The sequence below is a fragment of the Streptomyces sp. NPDC040545 genome (assembly GCF_055595065.1).
In genome coordinates, this window is sequence record NZ_JBVIWA010000001.1 from 489,224 (window position 1) to 508,194 (window position 18,971).

Here is an 18,971-nt window from a genome sequence, read left to right on the forward strand (position 1 = left end):
CTCAGTGCTTCTTGGAGGCCTGGGCGGCCTGTCCCGCGATGTCCTCCAGCACGCCCTTCGGGCTGCCGGTCGGTTCCACGGCGCGTCCGATGTTGCGCTTGATGGTGTCGCTGACCGTCAGCCAGGCCGGGTCGTTGACCGGGTAGAGCTGGGCGCCGCGCAGCGCGTTCAGGAACTGCGTGTCGTTCTTGTCCAGGCCGCCCCCGGCCGGGGTGCGCGAGGCCGTGACGGTGGACGGCAGCAGGTGGTAGCGGCCGGCGAAGTCCGACAGGTTCTTGTCCTGGTAGATGAACTCCAGGAACTTGCCGATCTCCGCGCGCTTGCCGTTCTCCTTGAAGGCCATCATCCAGTCGGCGACACCGACGGTCGGCGGCGGCACCCCCGTGCCGAGGTTGTCCGAGACGGGCATGGAGGTGGTCTGGACACCGATGCCCTTGGCGCGCGCCTCGTGGGCGAGCGAGGGATACCCGTTGACCATGCCGACCTCGCCGCGCAGGAAGGCCGCGAAGGCGTCGGCGCGGTTCAGCTGGGACGGCGGGGTCGGGCCGGTGAACCCGGGAGCGACCATCTCCTTCTTGACCCAGTCCCAGGTCTCGATGTTCTGCTCGGAGGCCAGGCTGTAGTTGCCGCTGCTGTCGGCGTAGCCGCCGCCGTTGCTCAGCTCCCAGATCAGCGCCTCGGCGTGCGCCTCCTCCGGGCCGAGCGGCAGGGCGTAGGGGTACTTCACGCCCTTGTCCTTGAGTGCCTTGGCGTCGGCCTTGAGGTCGGACCAGGTCTTGGGGGGCTCCTTGATGCCGGCCTTGGCGAAGAGGGCCTCGTTGTAGAAGAGGAGACGGCTGCTCGCCACGAAGGGCAGGCCGTAGAGGGTGTTTCCGACGGAGCCCGCATCGGCGAGCGGCTGGAGGAAATTCGCCTCGGCGGTGACCGAGAGGAGTTCGTCCGCGGGATACAGCTTCCCCTGGGCCGCGAAGTCCGAGTAAGACCCCATCAGCGCCACATCCGGCGCCTTGCCGGCCTTGACCATGCGGGAGACCTCGCGGTCGATGTCGGCCCACGGCAGGAGCTTGACGTCGAGCTTGATTCCGGGGTTCGCCTCGTTGAAATCGGCCGCCATCTTCTCCCAGTAGGGCTTGGAACTGGTGGCCGGGCTGTCGCCGTATTCGGCGGCGACCAGATGCAGCGTACCGCTGTCACCTGCATCGTCTCCGGACCCACCGCATCCGGCCAGTGGTATCAGCAGACCGAGCACGGCCGTGGTGGCGGTCGTGCCGGAAATTCTTCGTCGCACGGGTGTATTCCCCTGATTTTCTTTTGGATCCCGTTATTACTTATGAGTTGCTCCGGACCGTGGTGTCCCTCGATGGCCCGTTGGCCGGAATTCTCTCCTGAGGGAGGGGTGGTTGATTCCATTGGGGGCGCACTTGTGGTCAATGCTCCAAGTGGGGCTTTTCCTCATGGTGTTTTCCGATATGTGATCCAAATATTGGACGCGCGTAGACATGCCGAAAAGCCCGTTTCCGGTCTCGGAACGGGCTCTGCGGGGTCTGCGGGTCCTGCGGGCCGTCAGGGCGCTACGCGCGCGCTTCGGGTGCTGATGCTGCTCGGGCTAGTCGGCGAACTCGCCCGCGTACGGGTCGGGCTCGCCCGTCTCCGGGTTGCGGCCCTCCTGCCAGCGCCGCTGGGCCTTGCGCCAGTGCACGAAGCTGAGGTGGCCGCCGTCCCAGAAGGTGATGCTGACGGGGCTCACGTCGAACTCGTCGGAGCACAGCCGGTAGAGGAACTCGGCCATGCCGTACGGGTAGACCGCGAAGGAGTCGGCGGTGTGCCGCCCGCAGACCAGGACCGGCCACCGGTCCGGATCGGGGTCGGAGGTGAGCCAGCACAGGATGTCCGACCCGCCGGTGACACCCCAGGCGATGATCGACTCGGGGTCCACGTCGAAGGCGGAGCGGCCGCCCTCCGCCTTCCAGGTCTGGCGGGCGTTGTCGGTCTCCTCCGCCATCCCGGCCGGGTCCCACTGGAGTCCGGGCTTGGGCAGCGGCAGCAGGATGCTGGCCTCGCCGTTGATGGAGCCCGCGCCGAAGCGGCCCATGAACGCGACGAAATCGGCCGGGAACCGGGTCCCCCAGACGGCCTCCACCGCCGGCCAGTCGATGTCCTCGTCGGCGCCGTGCGTCGCCGGCATGATCTGCTCCAGCGCCTTGATCCGCGCGTTCTCCGTCATGCCGCTCCCCTGATGCCCCAGCTCAACCGCCCCAACCTACTGCCAGTGAGGGGCCTCGCCTAGCGGCGAGTGAGACGCCCGGGTACGTCCACCTTGATGAGGGTTCCGGCCCGCAGGCCCCAGCCGGCCATGGCACCCGCCGCCGACTCCAGGACGTGCCGGGAGCGCAGTCGCGGCAGCCCGAGCCGGCCCGGCGCCATGGTGACCACGGCGAGCACCCGGAGGTCCCGGTCGAGGTACGCCACGTCGATCGCGAACCGCATCCGGAAGGTGTGCACGCTCGCCGCGGGGGTCAGCAGCATCGCGCCGCCGATCCCGTCCCGCCCGAGCAGGCCCCGCGTGCGGGCCCGGTAGGACGCGGCGACCTCCAGGGGGATGCGGTGCGTGCCGGCGTGCAGTGTGCCGGGGCCGTCCTGCCAGTTCGCCATGCCGGCCAGCCTAAGGGCTGTCCCGCAAAAGATCTTCGGGAGTCAGCGGTGCGCTACCCCATGACCTCGCGGGCCGCGTCGAGGAACGCCGACCGGTTGTCCTCCAGGTAGTCCCGCACGCTCTCACCGTCGGGCAAGCCGTGCCACACGGTCCTGTTGAGGTCGAGGAAGTGCGCGTGTGCGGCGCCATGCACGGGCCGGGGGAATTGAATGCGGAGGAGCCGATCCGCGACCCACAACCTGTACATGACGTCCCGGGTCGTGAGGTACCAGTCATCGGTGTCCTCCCACTCGGACGGCCGGGTGTATGCGCATCGTTCCGCCTCTGCCGATACCTCGATGAACCGCTCCAGCAGCGCCAGCCGTTCCGCGCGTCGGGTCTCCGACAACGCGATCCGCTGCCGTTGCTGTTCGGCGCGTTCCGCTGATTGCTGAGTCCTGTGCTGAACGAGGTAGGACAACACGCCGCCGAGGACAACGCCGCCCAACGATATGAGTGACACCCAGATCTGACCTGCCATGACGATCATCGTTCCACAGCGTCGGTCTTTGAGAAGATCTCGCTGTGGCTGGTGTGATCACGGCGTCCGAGCCGTCCTGGATAGCCCCGTTCACCGGGCTGAGCCCACGTCAGTTCGGCAAGCTGCTCACCGCGCTACGGCGAGACGGCGCGGATCCGGTCCGCAAGGGCCGGCCGTGGAGCCTGCCGCTGGAGGACCGGGTGTTGGTGGTGGCTGCGTACTGGCGGACGAATCTAACCTTGCGGCAGCTCGCTCCGCTGTTCGGCATCTCCAAGTCCGCAGCCGACCGCATCATCGACCACCTCGGCCCGTCGCTCGCGCTCCGGCCGCGCAGGCGGTTCCGCAAGGACACCGTACTGATCGTGGATGGAACCCTGGTGCCCACCCGCGACCACACGATCGCTGAGCAGTCGAAAAACTACCGGTACTCGGCAACCACCAAGTCGTCGTCGATGCCGACACCCGGCTCGTGGTCGCTGTCGGCCGGCCACTGCCTGGCAACCGCAACGACTGCAAGGCATGGGAGCTGTCCGGCGCGAAGGCCGCCGTCGGCAAGGCCACGGTCATCGCGGACGGCGGCTACCGGGGCACCGGCTTGGTCATCCCGCACCGCCGGGAGCGCGGCCAGGCCGAACTCCCGACATGGAAAGAGGAACACAACGCCTCCCACCGCAAGGTCCGCGCCCGCGTCGAGCACGTCTTCGCACGCATGAAGGGATGGAAGATCCTCCGCGACTGCCGCCTGAAAGGCGACGGCGTCCACCACGCCATGCCCGGCATCGCCCGCCTGCACAACCTCAGCCTGGCCGGGTAACGGAGAAACGAGCTGGTCAGTCAGCCCGCCGTGGAACATTTACGGGACAGCCCTTAGGTCCTGTCGTCAAAGTCCCGTCGGGCCCGCGGCTTCCGGCACCGCACCTCGCTGCGTTGTCGGGGCGCCCGAGTACGTCCAGTACACGGGCGCCCCTCCGCCTTGCGATGCACGGCACCGGACGCCGCGGGCCTTACCGACGCCACTTCGACGACAGGACCTAGGGGGCGGGGCGCCGCTGTGCGGAGCCGTCCCCCGCCCGCCCTTCCACCGTTCCCCGGGCTCCGCCCGGATCCGGTCCTCGAACGCGGACGGGCCGGAAGAGAGCCCCGGAAGCCCCGCGCAGCGGGGTGCGTCGGCGCTACCGTCGCCGCATGGGTGCCGCCTTGATCGTTCTCGCCGCCGCCTACGGCGCCACCGCGGGATGGCTGCTGCCGCGTGCCGCGTACCGGTTCTCCGTCGAGCCGGGGGAGCCCTGGCGCGGCCGCTGCCCCCGGGGGCACCGGGTGCGGGGCTGGCTCGGCCCGGCCCGCTGCCCCGTTCCCGAGGCGGCGGGAACGGCCCCGCACCCCTACGGGCGCCGCGCCGCCCCCCTCGCCGCCCTCGTCGGGGCGTTCTGCGCCGTGCTCGGGGCGGCCGTCGGGGCGCGGCCCGAGGTGGTGGTCTTCGTGGGGCTCGCCCCGGTGGTCGTGCTGCTCGCCCTCGTGGACCGCGCCGTGCACCGGCTGCCCGACGTGCTGACCCTGCCGCTCGCGGCCGGGGCGGCGGCCCTGCTCGGGGCGGCCGCCCCGCTGCCCCGAGCCGGGGGTGACTGGCGGCTCGCACTGCTGGGCGGCGGCGCGCTCGGAGCGGCGTACCTGCTGCTCCATCTGATCAACCCCGCCGGCATGGGCTTCGGTGACGTCAAGCTGGCGCTCTCGCTGGGGGTCGCTCTTGGGTGGTACGGGTGGGGGGTATGGTCCGCCGGGGCCTTCCTCGGCCTGCTCTACGGGGCCCTGTACGGGCTGATCCTGCTGCTGCGCGGCCCCGACGAGCGCAATCAAGGCTACGCGTTCGGCCCCTTCATGGCGGCCGGTGCACTCACCGGAGTGCTGCTGGGTGGCTTCGGAGCGTAATCATCGTGCGCCAATGCACGCACCATGCTCTACGAAGGGTTATGGTGGAACCCCCCCCTCGGGCCGGTCCGTATCCCCCCCACGGACCGGCCCGTTTTTTGTTTTCCGGCTCCCCGACCGTGCCGCGCGGAAAATGCGCAGGTCAGCCGCGCTGGGCCCAGATGTTGGTGCCGGGGGTGGAGACGGCGAGGGAGTCGATCTCCTTCAACTCGTCCTCTCCGAGCGGCGCGGACGCCAGCGCGGCCACGTTCTCCTCCAGCTGCGGCACGCTCGACGCACCGATCAGGGCCGAGGTCATCCGGTCGTCGCGGAGCACCCACTTGAGCGCCAGCTGGGCGAGGGACTGCCCGCGGCGGGCCGCGATCTCGTTCAGACCGGTCAGCCGGCGGAGCACCTCGTCCGAGAGCAGGTCCGGGTTCAGGGACTTGCCCTGCGCGGCGCGCGAGTCCGCCGGGATGCCCTTGAGGTACTTGCCGGTCAGCATGCCCTGCGCGAGCGGCGCGAAGGAGATGCAGCCCATGCCGGCGTCCTCCAGGGTGTCCAGCAGCGCGTCCTCCTCCGTCCAGCGGTTGATCATGGAGTAGGAGGGCTGGTGGATGAGCGGGCGCACACCCATCCCGCGCAGGATCCGCACGGCCTCGGCCGTCTGCTCCGCCGTGTAGGAGGAGACGCCCACGTACAGCGCCTTGCCCTGCTGGACCGCGGACGCGAGGGCGCCCATGGTCTCCTCCAGCGGGGTCTCCGGGTCGAAGCGGTGCGAGTAGAAGATGTCGACGTAGTCCACGCCCATCCGCTTCAGCGAGGCGTCGAGCGAGCTGAGCAGGTACTTGCGGCTGCCCCATTCGCCGTACGGCCCGGGGTGCATCAGGTAGCCGGCCTTGGTCGACAGGATCAGCTCGTCGCGGTAGGACGCGAAGTCCTGCGAAAAGATCTTGCCGAAGTTCAGCTCGGCCGAGCCGGGCGGCGGACCGTAGTTGTTCGCCAGGTCGAAGTGGGTGATGCCGAGGTCGAAGGCCCGGCGGAGGATCGCCCGCTGGGATTCCAGGGACCTGTCGTCGCCGAAGTTGTGCCAGAGGCCGAGGGAGATGGCGGGGAGCTTGAGGCCGCTGTGGCCGGTGCGCCGGTACTCCATGGAGTCGTAGCGCGAGGGCTCTGCCCGATAGGGATTGGTATCAGTCACGTTGTCCTCCCTATCACGGACTTGTGACAGACCGAGTTGGGTACCCGATCCCACCGCGCAGTAATGTGGCGGACTCGGGGGAGGGACCGCATTTCGCACACGGGGGCAAGGCACGGAGGGGCTGGAAGATCGTGAAGCTGCGCGACCTGGTGTACAGGCTTTACGCACGCCGGGTGGAAGGCCGCCTCGACCATGATGCGGCGCCCAAGCACATCGGCGTCATCCTGGACGGAAACCGCCGCTGGGCGAAGGCGTCCGGAGGGACGACGGAGCAGGGCCATCAGGCCGGCGCCGACAAGATCTCCGAGATGCTGGGCTGGTGCACCGAGACGGACGTCGAGGTCGTCACCCTGTGGATGCTCTCCACCGACAACCTGGACCGGCCCGAGGTCGAGCTCCGGCCGCTGCTCAACATCATCGAGAACACCGTGCGGGGCCTCGCCGCGGACGGCCGCTGGCGCGTCCACCACGTCGGCAACCTCGACATCCTGCCCGCCCGGACGCAGACCGTGCTCAAGGAGGCCGAGCAGGCCACCCACGACGTCGACGGGATACTCGTCAACGTCGCCGTCGGCTACGGCGGCCGCCAGGAGATCGCCGACGCGGTCCGCTCGCTGCTGCTGGAGCACGCGCGCAAGGGCACCTCCTTCGAGGAGCTCGCCGAGATCCTCGACATCGACCACATCGCCGAGCACCTCTACACGCGCGGCCAGCCGGACCCGGACCTCGTCATCCGCACCAGCGGCGAACAGCGGCTGTCCGGATTCATGCTGTGGCAGAGCGCCCACAGCGAGTACTACTTCTGCGAAGTCTTCTGGCCGGCCTTCCGCAAGGTCGACTTCCTGCGGGCCCTGCGCGACTACGCGGCCCGCCACCGGCGCTACGGCACCTGAGTCACCGTAGGGGTTTTCCCGCCCCCGGTGTCCCGACGCCCCCTCCCCTCGAAGCCTTCACCAGGGATTCACCGAGCGTCCGTCATATGCCATGGCATGGCCTGGCCTGTTCGGGGAATATCCCTTTCAGGTCGATGCCCGATCCACGGGTGTCGAGTCTCAGCGGACGGCATGGGGTCGTCCGCCCGGGAGGCCCTTTGCACCAGGACGCACGTGCGGTTCGCACGGACGGAGTGGAGGGCCGGAAATCGGCCCTGGCATGGGTGCCGATGACCGGTCCGGTCTTCATGGCCCGACCTCTTCCGAGGGGGTACGTCCTTCCGTGGTGACCAGCACAAAGAGCCGCCTGCCCGACAGGCGGACCTACGTCCTCGACACCAGCGTTCTGCTGGCAGACCCCAATGCGATCTCCCGCTTCGACGAGCACGAGGTCGTGCTCCCGATCGTGGTGATCACCGAGCTGGAGGCAAAGAGGCACCATCCCGAACTCGGGTACTTCGCGCGCCAGGCCCTGCGCCTGCTCGACGACTTCCGGGTTCGCAACGGTCGCCTGGACGCCCCCATCCCGCTGGGCGATCTGGGCGGCACCCTGCGCGTCGAGCTCAACCACTCCGACACGAGCGTCCTGCCCGCGGGCTTCAGGCTGGGGGACAACGACTCGCGGATCCTCGCGGTCGCCCGCAACCTCCAGGCCGAGGGCTACGACGTCACGGTGGTCTCGAAGGATCTCCCACTGCGCATCAAGGCCTCCTCCGTGGGGCTGATCGCCGAGGAGTACCGCGCGGAACTCGCGATCACCGACGCCGGCTGGACGGGCATGAGCGACCTCGCCCTCTCCGGGGAACAGGTGGACCTCCTCTACTCGGAGGACCGCCTCTACGTGCCGGAAGCCGCGGAACTGCCCGTGCACACCGGACTGGTCCTGCAGTCCGAGCGCGGCAAGGCCCTCGGCCGGGTCACGGCCGACGGCAACGTGAAGCTCGTACGCGGCGACCGCGAGGCCTTCGGGCTGCACGGCCGCAGCGCCGAGCAGCGCATCGCGCTGGACCTCCTCCTCGACCCCGAGATCGGGATCATCTCGATGGGCGGCCGGGCCGGCACCGGAAAGTCGGCGCTGGCGCTCTGCGCGGGGCTGGAAGCGGTCCTGGAGCGCAGGCAGCATCAGAAGGTGATGGTCTTCCGGCCGCTGTACGCGGTGGGCGGTCAGGATCTCGGCTATCTGCCCGGGGACGCCTCCGAGAAGATGAGCCCCTGGGCGCAGGCGGTCTTCGACACCCTCTCGGCGGTCGCCGGGCGCGAGGTCATCGAGGAGGTGCTGAACCGCGGGATGCTGGAGGTCCTGCCGCTCACGCACATCCGAGGCCGCTCGCTGCACGACGCCTTCGTGATCGTGGACGAGGCGCAGTCGCTGGAGCGCAATGTCCTGCTGACCGTTCTGTCCAGAATTGGAGCCAATTCGCGGGTCGTTCTGACCCACGATGTCGCCCAGCGGGACAACCTGCGGGTCGGCCGGTACGACGGAGTGGTCGCCGTGGTCGAGAAGTTGAAGGGCCACCCGCTCTTCGCCCACATCACGCTGACGCGCTCGGAGCGCTCCCCGATCGCCGCACTGGTTACCGAGATGCTGGAGAACCTCTGACGGTCAGATCGGTCAAATCCCCCATAGCGGGAAGGTGAGTTGGCGCCGCCCGGCAAAGGCACGAGAGCCTAGCCGGGCGGCGTCGTGCTGCACAGGTCTTTTCTCGAATCGGCGGCGACATGCCAGGTGTGACCTTTCACACGCAACGGAGAATTGCCTTGCGGTGTCGCGTTCCGGCAGAGTCTGGTTTCCGTCAGGCCCCGCATACGGCACACCTGTATCTCCCGTGAGGTACGCGCAGCACCACAACTCCACAGCCGATCGCCGTATGCCGCCCGGAGTTTCACGCGGCAGCCTCCGCAAGGGGGTTGCCCACGGGCCCGCGCCTCCAGTGACCGTTGCACCACGGAGGCCAGAGTCGAGGGCACTTTTGCGCCCGCGCGGTCACTGCGGACGCTGCTGGAAGGACACCGTGTGAGCCGGATCTCGGTCCGGGGGTTCGCCGTGGCTTCGGCCACCGCGGTCACCACCGTCGGCGCAGTCGTAGGCGTTGCCACCGGCGACCCCACGAACGATCTCGAGACGACCGCGTCCGGCGCGACTCTCCTTGCCGACATCCCGGTCGGCGACCAGGCACAGGTCCAGAGCGCGTCCCTGACGCAGCAGGCCGATGCCATCGCCCACGCCGCCGATGCCGACGCCAAGCGTTCCGCCGAGGAGGCCGCGCGCGTCCAGGCCGCCGAGGACGCCAAGTCCAAGAAGGCGGAGGCCGAGAAGGAGAAGGCCGAGGCCGAGGCGAAGCTGAAGAAGGAACGCGAGGAGAAGGAGCAGGTCGCCAGCCGCTCCGCCGCCCGCGACGCCGGGGACTTCGCCCCCCAGAGCTCCTACACGGTCGCTCAGGTCAAGGCCATCGCCCAGCAGATGGTCCCGGCCGGGCAGTTCCAGTGCTTCTCGAACATCATCAACCAGGAATCCACCTGGAACTACAAGGCCGTCAACTCCTCCTCGGGAGCCTACGGTCTGGTCCAGGCGCTGCCCGGTTCGAAGATGGCCTCGGCCGGCGCGGACTGGCGCACCAACCCCGCCACGCAGATCAAGTGGGGTCTGAACTACATGGAAGACCGCTACGGCAGCCCCTGCGGCGCCTGGAGCTTCCACCAGGCCAACGGCTGGTACTAGCCGGCCCGTGGCGCCGCGAGCGCCGCAGCATCGCACAACCCGGGGGAGCCCCGCACCGTCCTACGGTGCGGGGCTCCTCGCGTGTACGGTCTTCGAGGTGAGCCCGTAGACCGGGGGCGGGGGAAGGAAAGCGACATGGCGAAGAGGGAAGGCTGGCTCGGCCGGCTCGGGAACAAGCTGAACCGGATGGAGGCGCGGCTCAACGAGCGGCGCGCCGAGGTCGAAGCCGAGACCAGCGGCGATCTGCCGCGCCCGGTCGGGCCCGGGCGGGCACCGGAGGCCGGGGCCGCCGAAGTGTCCGCCGCGGTCGCGACCGTTCCCGCGCCGCCCTCCTACCCGCCCGTGGTCCCCGCGCCCCATCTCGCCGCCCCGGCCGCGCCCGTGCGCCCCGACCCGGCGAGCGTCGTCCCGTGGGGGATGCGCGTCGCCGCCGAGGCCAGCTGGCGGCTGCTGCTGCTCGCCGGGATGCTCTGGGTGCTGATGAAGGTGATCAGCGAAGTCCGCCTGGTCGTCCTCGCCTTCGCCGCCGCCATGCTCGTCACCGCGATGCTCCAGCCCTTCGTGGTCCGGCTGCGCAGACTGGGCCTGCCGAGGGGTCTGGCCACCGCCGTCACGGCGATCCTCGGCTTCGTCGTCATCGGGCTCGTCGGCTGGTTCGTGGTCTGGCAGGTCATGGAGAACCTCGACGACCTCTCCGACCGGGTCCGTGACGGCATCAACGAGCTCAAGCTCTGGGCACTGGACAGTCCGTTCCACGTGACCGAGAAGCAGATCAACGACATCGCGAAGAACCTCAGCGAGACCATCGGCACCAACACCGAGCAGATCACCTCCGCCGGACTGCAGGGCGTCACGGTGCTCGTCGAGGTCCTGACGGGCATCCTGCTCGCGATGTTCTCCACGCTCTTCCTGCTCTACGACGGCAAGCGCATCTGGAACTGGGCGCTGGGCCTGGTCCCGGCCGCCGCCCGGGCCGGTGTCGCCGGCGCCGGTCCGCGCGCCTGGCGCACGCTGACCGCGTACGTGCGCGGCACGGTCATCGTCGCCCTCATCGACGCCATCTTCATCGGCCTCGGCATCTACTTCCTGGACGTGCCGATGGCGGTGCCGCTGGCCGTCTTCATCTTCCTGTTCGCCTTCATCCCGCTGGTCGGCGCCGTGGTGTCGGGCGCCCTCGCGGTGGTCGTGGCGCTCGTGACCCAGGGCGTGTTCACCGCCCTGATGGTGCTGCTGGTGGTGCTGGCGGTGCAGCAGATCGAGGGGCATGTGCTCCAGCCCTTCATCCTCGGCCGCGCCGTACGGGTGCACCCGCTCGCGGTGGTGCTCTCGGTGGCCGCGGGCGGCATGATCGCGGGCATCGGCGGAGCGGTCGTCGCGGTGCCGCTGGTGGCCGTCACCAACACGGTGGTGGGCTACCTGAAGGCGTACTCGCGCGAGCAGCACCACCTCGGATCCGGAAGGATCGGCCCGGCCCCGCACGGTTCGACGGCCCTGAGCGTGGCCCCCGAGGGCGAGGGGCACGTCACACCCTGACCGTCCCGCCGGAACCAGATATTCCGGCGATCCGGGCTGCGATGATCGAATCGATTTCGCGTGCCGACGGCATCGCTGCGGAAAAAGGGACACTGGGGGACAGGCATGATCACCGATCCGGAGCTCGGCGAGGAGTGGAAGACCGAGACTTTGGAGCCGGCCCGTTCGGCGGACCGGCTCGCTCCGCGCGAGCGGGCGACGGGCGGTCCGGGCCCGCGGCCGTGGCTGTGGGCGCTGGGCGGTGCCGTGGTCGCCTCGGCGGTGTGGACGGGCGGGCTGTACGCGCTCGGGGAGCGGACGGCCGGGCCGGAGATCTCGTACCGGGCGTCGAAGAACCTGTGCCAGGACTTCAAGGCCCGGGCGCTGAGCGGGATCACCGGGGACATGCACACGAAGAAGCCGGTGAACCACGAGAGCGACCACCCGGCCGTGTACGCGGCCCGCTGTGGCCTGGCGAACGCCGGCAAGGACGGGGTGGCCCCGGACTTCGAAGTCGTCGCCCAGGTCGGCCTGCACAAGAAGACCGATCCCTCGGCCGAGTTCGACGCGCCGGACCTCCGCGTCCTCGCCTACGCGGGCGGCGTGCGCACGGAAGCGGTGCCGGACCTCGGAGAGCGTGCCGTGATGAACGTGGTGACCGGAGAGAGCTGGCTGATCCTCAAGGTGCTCGACGGCGGTGTGGTGTTCACCGTCGAAGCGGGCGTCGGCACCTTCGCGGAGACGAACGGCCGGCCCGCCACCGACGTCGACGCGGTCCAGGCGGCGATGATCCAGGACGCGCGTGAGCTGATGGCGGCACTCAAGAAGTAGGGGGGCGCACATGATCGGGGAGCCCGAGCTCGACGGGGAGTGGGGGCCGGCGGCCCCGGCCGAGGTCGTGGAGGGCGTCGTGGAGCGCGCGCCCGTACGGGTACCGGCGTGGCCGTGGCGGTGGGTCGCGGCGGCGGTGGTGGCCACCTCCGCGCTGTGGGCGGGCGGGCTGTACGCCTTCGGGGGCCGGACCGCCGCGCCCGAGATCCGCTACCGGGTCACGGACGACCTGTGCGGCCAGTTCAAGGCCCCGGCCCTGGAAGGGCTGCTCGGTGGTCTCGCGGACGGTTCACCGGAGACGGGTGTCCGGCATCCGGCGCTGGACTGGGCGTCGTGCTCCCGCAGCGGGGACAGGCCGGCCGTGAGCGGGGGCGTGCACGTCATGGCCACGGCAGAGTTGCACAAGAAGACCGATCCGGCGCCGGAGTTCACGGCCGACTCTCCTGCCGGTCTGTTCTACGCGGCCGACGGCGACGGGTGGGAGTCCGTGCCCGGTCTCGGGGAGGAGGCCCTCGTCTCCCGCCCCGGGGGCGGTGGAGGCCTCCTGCTGCGCGTCCGTGACGGCGGCGCGGTGTTCTCCGTCTCTGTGGTGGTCTTCCCCGTGACGAGCCAGGACGGAGCCGACCCCCGGGCCGCGCCCCTGCCGGACCCCGACCGGGAGGCTCTGGTGGCCGCGGCGGTCGAGGACGCGCGGGCGCTGATGGCGGCACTGCGCACGAGCTGACGCCACGGGGGCCCCGCGACCGTTTCCGGTCGCGGGGCCCTCGTGGCGTCGTACGGGGTGCCGTTACTCGGCGGCGAGGGCGGCCTCGGCATCGAGGGTGACGGCGACGGCCTGGATCACGGAGGCGATCTTGAAGGCCTCCTGGATCGTCTCGCGGTCGACGCCCGCCTTGCGCAGGACCTGCTCGTGCGAGTCCAGGCACTGGCCGCAGCCGTTGATCGCGGAGACCGCGAGCGACCACAGCTCGAAGTCGACCTTCTCCACGCCCGGGTTGCCGATGACGTTCATCCGCAGGCCCGCGCGCAGCGTGCCGTACTCCGGGTCGGAGAGCAGGTGCCGGGTGCGGTAGAAGACGTTGTTCATCGCCATGACCGCGGCGGCGGACTTGGCGGCGGTGTACGCCTCCGGCGAGAGGTTCGCCTTCGCCTCGGGCTCCAGCTCACGCAGGACGAGCGGCGAACGGGCGGCGATCGCGCAGGACAGGACCGTGCCCCACAGCTGCTGCTGCGGGAGGTCGCTGTTGCCGATGACCGAACCGAGGTTCAGCCTCAGGTCCTTGGCGAAGTCCGGTACGGCCGACTTCAGGGAGTCGAGGGACATCCGTCACTCACCGGCCAGCAGCGCGCCGGCGTCGATGGTGCTGTCACCCTTGTTCCAGTTGCACGGGCACAGCTCGTCGGTCTGCAGGGCGTCGAGGACCCGCAGGACCTCCTTGGGGTTACGGCCCACGGAACCGGCGGTCACCATCGAGAACTGGATCTCGTTGTTCGGGTCCACGATGAAGACGGCGCGCATCGGGAGGCCGTCCTCGCCCAGGATGCCCAGCTCGGCCGACAGCTCGCGCTTGATGTCCGACATCATCGGGAAGGGCAGGTCACGCAGGTCGGCGTGGTCCTTGCGCCAGGCGTGGTGCACGTACTCGGAGTCGAGGGAGAAGCCGAGGATCTGCGCGTCGCGGTCGGCGAACTCCTCGTTCAGCTTGCCGAAGGCGGCGATCTCGGTCGGGCACACGAAGGTGAAGTCCAGCGGCCACGCGAAGATGACCTTCCACTTGCCCTCGTAGGTCTTGTGGTCGATCTGCGCGAACTCGGCTCCGGCCTCGAGCGAGACACAGGCGGTCAGGTCGAAGGCGGGGAACTTGTCACCAACAGTGAGCACGCGCTCTCCTTATGCAGTGGAAAATAACCCTTTTGGGGGTTTTCCGAGGGGGTTGGACGTATCTCACATGCTGACACACCTGCATTGATTACAGAAATAGCTACTCTTGTGCCGGGTGATCGGAGGTACCTATCAGTGGCTGTCAGTAGTAGGGGAGCGAAGCAACCGACGCTCGCGCAACTGCGCGCCTTCGCGGCGGTCGCCGAGCACCTGCACTTCCGGGACGCCGCCGCGGCCATCGGCATGAGCCAGCCCGCGCTCTCCGGAGCCGTCTCCGCCCTGGAGGAGGCCCTCGGCGTACAGCTGCTGGAGCGCACCACCCGCAAGGTGCTGCTCTCCCCGGCGGGCGAGCGGATCGCGGCGCGGGCGCAGGTGGTCCTTGACGCCATGGGCGGGCTGCTGGAGGAGGCCGAGGCGGTACGGGCACCGTTCACCGGAGTCCTGCGGCTCGGGGTGATCCCCACGGTGGCGCCGTACCTGCTGCCGACCGTGCTCGGGCTGTTCCACCGGCGCTACCCGCGCATGGACCTCCAGGTGCACGAGGAGCAGACCGCCTCGCTGCTGGAGGGCCTCGGCGGCGGGCGCCTGGACCTGCTCCTGCTGGCGGTGCCGCTCGGGGTTCCTGGAGTGAGCGAACTGCCGGTCTTCGACGAGGACTTCGTCCTGCTCGCCCCCCGGGAGCACGCACTGGCCGGGCGCCGGGACATCCCGCTGGAGGAACTGCGCGGACTGCAGCTGCTGCTGCTCGACGAGGGGCACTGCCTGCGGGACCAGGCCCTGGACATCTGCCGGGAAGCGGGCCGGACGACCGGTGCGGACGTGACGACGACCGCCGCCGGGCTGTCCACCCTCGTACAGCTGGTCGCCGGGGGACTGGGGGTGACGTTGTTGCCGCGCACCGCGCTGCGGCTGGAGACCGCCCGCAACGAGTACCTGTCCACCGGGTACTTCGCCGAGCCCGCCCCCTCCCGGCGCATCGCCCTGGCCATGCGCACCGGAACCGCCCGCCAGGAGGAGTTCAGGGCGATCGCCGCGGCCCTGCGCGAAGCCGTACGCCCGCTCCCGGTCTGGCCCACCGACTAGGGGATCGGGGGCGCTGCCGGGAACGGGCGTACGGGTCGGGGGCGTGCGGCGGTCACTCCGTACGCAGGCCGTCCGGGCGCATCAGCCGCAGCAGCGGCGGCAGGCTGAGCAAGGTCACCACGACCACCACACCCGCGCCGGCCGCCGTCATCCCGAGCACCGACGCCCAGTCGATCCGGATCGGCTGGGCGGCCATGCCCATCAGGACGGCGCCCAGCCCCACACCGACCCCCGCCGCCAGCACCAGGCCGAGGACGATCGGCACGGCCGTCTGCCACAGCACCGACAGGCTCAGCGTGGAGCGCTTGGTGCCGAAGGCGACCAGGGAGGACAGCAGCCTCCGGCGCTCGCGCAACTGCTCCAGCTGGGAGACGAGCAGGCTGCCGCCGATCAGGACCAGGACCGCGGTGGCACCGAAGAACAGCCCCGTGCGGATCGAGGAGAAGCCGGCGGCCTCCGTGCTGTCCCGCAGCGTCATCGCCGTGACGCGCGGGTCCGCCTTGAACACGGCGTTGCGCGCCCGGTCCAGGGCGTCCGGTCCGGACTCGTCGACCTGGACGAAGATCCGCGCGTCGGGGAAGTCGCCGATCTCCTTCGGCGCGGCCGACGGGGTCACCAGCAGGCCGCTGCGCAGCTGGCCGGTGGGGTCCTCCCGGCTGGGGACCTTGCGGGCGTCCGCGGGGACCTTCCACTTCACCGGGGCGCGCGGGGCGGCGGCGGTCCCGTACTCGTCCCCGTACCCCCGGACGTTCCCGACGAACACCTCGTCGCCCGGCGCGGCCGTGTCCCCGTAGAAGTCCTTCGAGGGGGAGCCGGTCAGCACGAAGGAATCGCCCTCCTCGCAGGAAGCGAGCGTCGCGACCTCGCCGAGCGCGTCGCAGGTGCCGATGGTCACCTGGACCGTCGTCTCCGCGGGCACCCGGTGGGCGGCCTGCGCGGAGGTCAGTGGGACGGCGCGGGTGACGCCCGGAACGGCGGCGATCCGCTGGGCGAGCTCGTCCACGCGCGTCCCGGGATCACGGTTCACGATGACCGCGACGGCTGCCCGGCCGGGATCCTGGCCGGTCGACTCGGTGTAGTCGCCCTCCACGCCCGCGAAGAGCATCTGGAGGGCGATGGCGCCCGCGACGGCCACGGCGATGCCGTTGACGAGCCGGGCGGCGGCGCCGCTGTTGACCTGGAGCCGGCGCACGGCCAGCTGCCAGGAGACCGGGCCACCGGACATCCTCGCGACGAAACGTTCCAGCAGCCAGGGCAGCAGCACGGTGATCCCGACCAGCAGCAGCACCACGCCTCCCGTGACCTGCCACTGGTTGAACCTGCCATGGTCGTTGCCGCGACCGCCCATCGGCGCCAGCAGGCCGAGCCCGACCAGCGGGAGCAGCAGCCGCCACCAGATGCGGCGCCGGGAGGGCTTGGCCGTCCGGACGACGCCCAGCGGCTCGATGACCACACCGCGCAGCGCGAACAGGGTCACGGCCACCGCGGCCGCGGGCACCGCGAGGGCGACCAGGACGGCGAGCCAGGGCGCCGGGTCGAGGTCGGCGGGGAAGACACTGCGCTCCCGGAGGCTGATGCTGCCGACCAGGGAGCGGCCGACGGCGAAGAAGCCGGTGCCCAGCACCAGTCCGACCAGGGAGCCGGCCAGCGCCTCGCCGCCTGCGATCCGGCGCACCATCTGGCTGTCGGCGCCGACCAGCCGCAGCGCGGCGAGCCGCCGGTCGCGCCGCTCCCCGCCGAAGCGGACGGCGGTGGCGATGAACACGGCCACGGGCATCAGCAGGGCGACGAACGTCAGCACGACCATCAGCATGAGCACGGGGTCGAGGCCGTCGCGCTCCGCGTCGTAGCCGAAGTCGGTGATGCGCTGGACGCGGTAGTCCTCGGGGCCGTCCTTGCGCAGGGTGTCGCTGCCCAGGTAGAAGAACAGTTCGCCGGGGCCGACCAGCCCCGGGGCGCCGACGATCTCACTGACCCGCGCGTCGAGCCGCTCGCGCAGCAGGGCGCCCTCGGAGGACTTCAGCAACGCGTCGAGGGCGGGGGAGATGGCCATCTCGCCCGGGCCGGGGTACCGCTTCAGGCCGGGCGGCAGCGCGGCGTCCGGGCCCTCGGCCCGGAGCATGTGCCCCTCGATGTCCTTGTGCCGGTACGTCTGGTTGATGCGCGTGATCAGCAGGGTGTCGGGGCCGGGGGCGTCGGCCGACTCGGAGTTCAGCGTCGACCGCGCGTCGCCGCGCTCGTACCGTGCGGCCAGGGCGCCGGGGATCGCGGTGCTGATCAGCAGCAGCGCGACGCCGAGACCGACGCCGACGCCGGTGAACAGGGTGCGGGTCCACCCCTCGCGGCCGCCGCCGAAGGCGAAGCGGGTGCCCATGGCGAGGTCGCGGGCCCATACCCGGAGCCGGCTCATACGATCCGCTCCATGTCGCGGGATCTGCCGTCGCGTACGACGATCTCGCGGTCCGAGTAGGCGGCCACGCGCGTCTCGTGCGTCACGAGCACGACGGCGGCGTTCGCGGACCGGGCGGCTTCCGTGAGCAGCTGCATGACGAGTTCGCCGTTGAGGGAGTCGAGGGCTCCGGTGGGCTCGTCGGCGAACACCACCCGGGGCCGGGTCACCAGCGCGCGGGCCACGGCCACCCGCTGCCCCTGGCCGCCGGATATCTCCCCGGGCCGCTGGGCGCCGAGGTCCTCCACCTGGAGGCGCTCCATCCAGTGCAGGGCGGTCCGTTCGGCCTCCTTCCGCTTGACGCCGGTCAGGCGCAGCGGCAGGGCGACGTTCTCCACGCAGGTCAGCTCCGGTACGAGCTGGCCGAACTGGAAGACGAAGCCGAACTCGGTGCGGCGCAGCTCGCTGCGCTCGGCATCGCTCATGGAAGTGAGCTCGCGTCCGGCATAGGTGATGGAGCCGGAGTCGGGAGGGACGATGCCCGCGAGGCAGTGCAGCAGGGTCGACTTGCCGGAGCCGGAAGGGCCCATGACGGCGACGACCTCGCCGGGGTGGATGGAGAACTCGGCGCCGTCGAGGGCCTTGGTGGTTCCGAACGCCTTGCGCAGGTCCGTCGCGGCGAGGAGGGAACCGGCCGGGATCATCATCGGCGGACCTCCCGCGCGAGCTGGTCGAGGCGGGCCGCCGTGAGCTCCAGCCACCGCAGGTCCGCCTCCAGGTGGAAGAGGGCGTGGTCGCACACGAGCTGGTCGGCGATGTCCCCTTTGCGCTTGCGCTGGGTGAGGATGCGCATGAGGCGCAGGTGCTCGGCGCGCTGGGTGTCCAGCAGCTCGTCGGCGCGGCGGCCGGTGAGCAGGGCGAGGACCACCTTGGTGTAGAGGGTCGAGTGGAGGTACGGCTCGGGCTTCTCGGGCTGCGAGAGCCAGGCCTCGACGTCGGTGATTCCGGCGTCGGTGATGGCGTACCGCTTGCGGTCGGGACCGCCGCCGCTCTCTACCCCGTCGACCTCGACGAGGCCGTTCTTCAGGAGGCGGGACATGGTCGCGTAGACCTGCCCGTACGCGAGGGGGCGGTCGTGGCCGAACTTCTCGTCGAAGGTGCGCTTGAGGTCGTAGCCGTGGCGCGGGCCGGCCTCGAGGAGGCCCAGGAGGGTGTGACCGATGGACATGGCCGCGACTCTACACCGCGTGTATACGCGGAGTGTATAGAGGGCGGGCGAAGGGGCGGACGGGGATCGGACAAGGGCCGATTGCGGGGGATCGGCGGGGATCAGGGGATCGGGAG

The 18,971-nt window shown here is 70.4% G+C and carries 18 protein-coding genes and 1 pseudogene; 9 read left to right on the plus strand and 10 right to left on the minus strand.

Annotation, left to right across the window (positions count from 1 at the left end; translation table 11 throughout):
- Position 1: 1 nt before the first annotated feature.
- The 4 genes from ACZ573_RS02410 to ACZ573_RS02425 form a co-directional block, all read right to left on the minus strand.
- Positions 2-1,288 carry an extracellular solute-binding protein gene (locus ACZ573_RS02410; protein ID WP_471297937.1) on the minus strand — a complete coding sequence of 429 codons (1,287 nt, stop codon included), beginning with the start codon at positions 1,286-1,288 and terminating at the stop codon, positions 2-4.
- Positions 1,289-1,606: 318 nt separating this feature from the next.
- The gene (locus ACZ573_RS02415) at positions 1,607-2,224 is read right to left on the minus strand and encodes an SMI1/KNR4 family protein (RefSeq protein WP_389115911.1); all 618 of its coding nucleotides are present in this window, start codon (positions 2,222-2,224) and stop codon (positions 1,607-1,609) included.
- 59 nt (positions 2,225-2,283) lie between these two features.
- The gene (locus ACZ573_RS02420) at positions 2,284-2,652 is read right to left on the minus strand and encodes a DUF192 domain-containing protein (protein WP_471297941.1); all 369 of its coding nucleotides are present in this window, start codon (positions 2,650-2,652) and stop codon (positions 2,284-2,286) included.
- 53 nt (positions 2,653-2,705) lie between these two features.
- A complete protein-coding gene (locus ACZ573_RS02425) occupies positions 2,706-3,182 on the minus strand; it encodes a hypothetical protein (protein WP_471297944.1) in 477 nt (158 codons plus the stop codon).
- 35 nt (positions 3,183-3,217) lie between these two features.
- Between ACZ573_RS02425 and ACZ573_RS02430 the strand changes: the two are divergent.
- Together ACZ573_RS02430 and ACZ573_RS02435 are read left to right on the plus strand one after the other, a co-directional pair.
- A pseudogene (locus tag ACZ573_RS02430) lies at positions 3,218-3,987 on the plus strand (transposase).
- 371 nt (positions 3,988-4,358) lie between these two features.
- On the plus strand, positions 4,359-5,099 hold the full coding sequence (locus tag ACZ573_RS02435; protein ID WP_471297947.1) for a prepilin peptidase: 741 nt from the start codon (positions 4,359-4,361) through the stop codon (positions 5,097-5,099).
- Positions 5,100-5,241: 142 nt separating this feature from the next.
- Here the strand turns inward: ACZ573_RS02435 and mgrA are convergent, their stop codons facing one another.
- A complete protein-coding gene (mgrA, locus tag ACZ573_RS02440) occupies positions 5,242-6,279 on the minus strand; it encodes an L-glyceraldehyde 3-phosphate reductase (protein ID WP_471297950.1) in 1,038 nt (345 codons plus the stop codon).
- Between the two features lie 131 nt (positions 6,280-6,410).
- On the opposite strand from mgrA, the gene ACZ573_RS02445 reads away from it, so the two are divergent.
- The 6 genes from ACZ573_RS02445 to ACZ573_RS02470 all read left to right on the plus strand — a co-directional run bounded on the left by ACZ573_RS02445 (position 6,411) and on the right by ACZ573_RS02470 (position 12,997).
- Positions 6,411-7,172, plus strand: a complete 762-nt coding sequence (locus ACZ573_RS02445) for an isoprenyl transferase (RefSeq protein ID WP_030385783.1) — start codon at positions 6,411-6,413, stop codon at positions 7,170-7,172.
- Between the two features lie 322 nt (positions 7,173-7,494).
- Entirely contained in the window at positions 7,495-8,811 is a 1,317-nt protein-coding gene (locus ACZ573_RS02450) for a PhoH family protein (RefSeq protein ID WP_301366940.1), read from the plus strand.
- A gap of 414 nt (positions 8,812-9,225) precedes the next feature.
- Positions 9,226-9,930 (plus strand): aggregation-promoting factor C-terminal-like domain-containing protein, encoded by a 705-nt coding sequence (locus tag ACZ573_RS02455; protein WP_033218380.1) that lies wholly within the window; start codon positions 9,226-9,228, stop codon positions 9,928-9,930.
- 135 nt (positions 9,931-10,065) lie between these two features.
- Positions 10,066-11,463: an AI-2E family transporter gene (locus ACZ573_RS02460; protein WP_471297953.1), complete on the plus strand. Its 1,398-nt coding sequence runs from the start codon at positions 10,066-10,068 to the stop codon at positions 11,461-11,463.
- A 105-nt stretch (positions 11,464-11,568) separates the two neighbouring features.
- Positions 11,569-12,273 carry a hypothetical protein gene (locus tag ACZ573_RS02465; protein ID WP_471297956.1) on the plus strand — a complete coding sequence of 235 codons (705 nt, stop codon included), beginning with the start codon at positions 11,569-11,571 and terminating at the stop codon, positions 12,271-12,273.
- A gap of 10 nt (positions 12,274-12,283) precedes the next feature.
- Positions 12,284-12,997 carry a hypothetical protein gene (locus ACZ573_RS02470; RefSeq protein WP_471297959.1) on the plus strand — a complete coding sequence of 238 codons (714 nt, stop codon included), beginning with the start codon at positions 12,284-12,286 and terminating at the stop codon, positions 12,995-12,997.
- 63 nt (positions 12,998-13,060) lie between these two features.
- On the opposite strand, the gene ACZ573_RS02475 is transcribed toward ACZ573_RS02470, so the two are convergent.
- Positions 13,061-13,597, minus strand: coding sequence for an alkyl hydroperoxide reductase (locus ACZ573_RS02475; protein ID WP_471297962.1), 537 nt, complete (start codon positions 13,595-13,597; stop codon positions 13,061-13,063).
- Between the two features lie 3 nt (positions 13,598-13,600).
- On the minus strand, positions 13,601-14,155 hold the full coding sequence (locus tag ACZ573_RS02480; RefSeq protein ID WP_351159774.1) for a peroxiredoxin: 555 nt from the start codon (positions 14,153-14,155) through the stop codon (positions 13,601-13,603).
- Positions 14,156-14,290: 135 nt separating this feature from the next.
- Between ACZ573_RS02480 and ACZ573_RS02485 the strand changes: the two genes are divergently transcribed.
- Entirely contained in the window at positions 14,291-15,238 is a 948-nt protein-coding gene (locus tag ACZ573_RS02485; RefSeq protein WP_471297965.1) for a hydrogen peroxide-inducible genes activator, read from the plus strand.
- Positions 15,239-15,290: 52 nt separating this feature from the next.
- Here the strand turns inward: ACZ573_RS02485 and ACZ573_RS02490 are convergent, their stop codons facing one another.
- Genes ACZ573_RS02490 through ACZ573_RS02500 form a run of 3 tightly spaced genes read right to left on the minus strand, consistent with a single transcriptional unit; the run spans position 15,291 to position 18,855 of the window.
- A complete protein-coding gene (locus tag ACZ573_RS02490) occupies positions 15,291-17,648 on the minus strand; it encodes an ABC transporter permease (RefSeq protein WP_471297968.1) in 2,358 nt (785 codons plus the stop codon).
- The gene (locus ACZ573_RS02495; RefSeq protein ID WP_471297971.1) at positions 17,645-18,334 is read right to left on the minus strand and encodes an ABC transporter ATP-binding protein; all 690 of its coding nucleotides are present in this window, start codon (positions 18,332-18,334) and stop codon (positions 17,645-17,647) included. Before ACZ573_RS02495 ends, ACZ573_RS02490 begins: the two co-directional genes overlap by 4 nt.
- Complete coding sequence (locus tag ACZ573_RS02500) at positions 18,331-18,855, minus strand: PadR family transcriptional regulator (protein ID WP_471297973.1); 525 nt, start codon at positions 18,853-18,855, stop codon at positions 18,331-18,333. Before ACZ573_RS02500 ends, ACZ573_RS02495 begins: the two co-directional genes overlap by 4 nt.
- Positions 18,856-18,971: the final 116 nt, after the last annotated feature.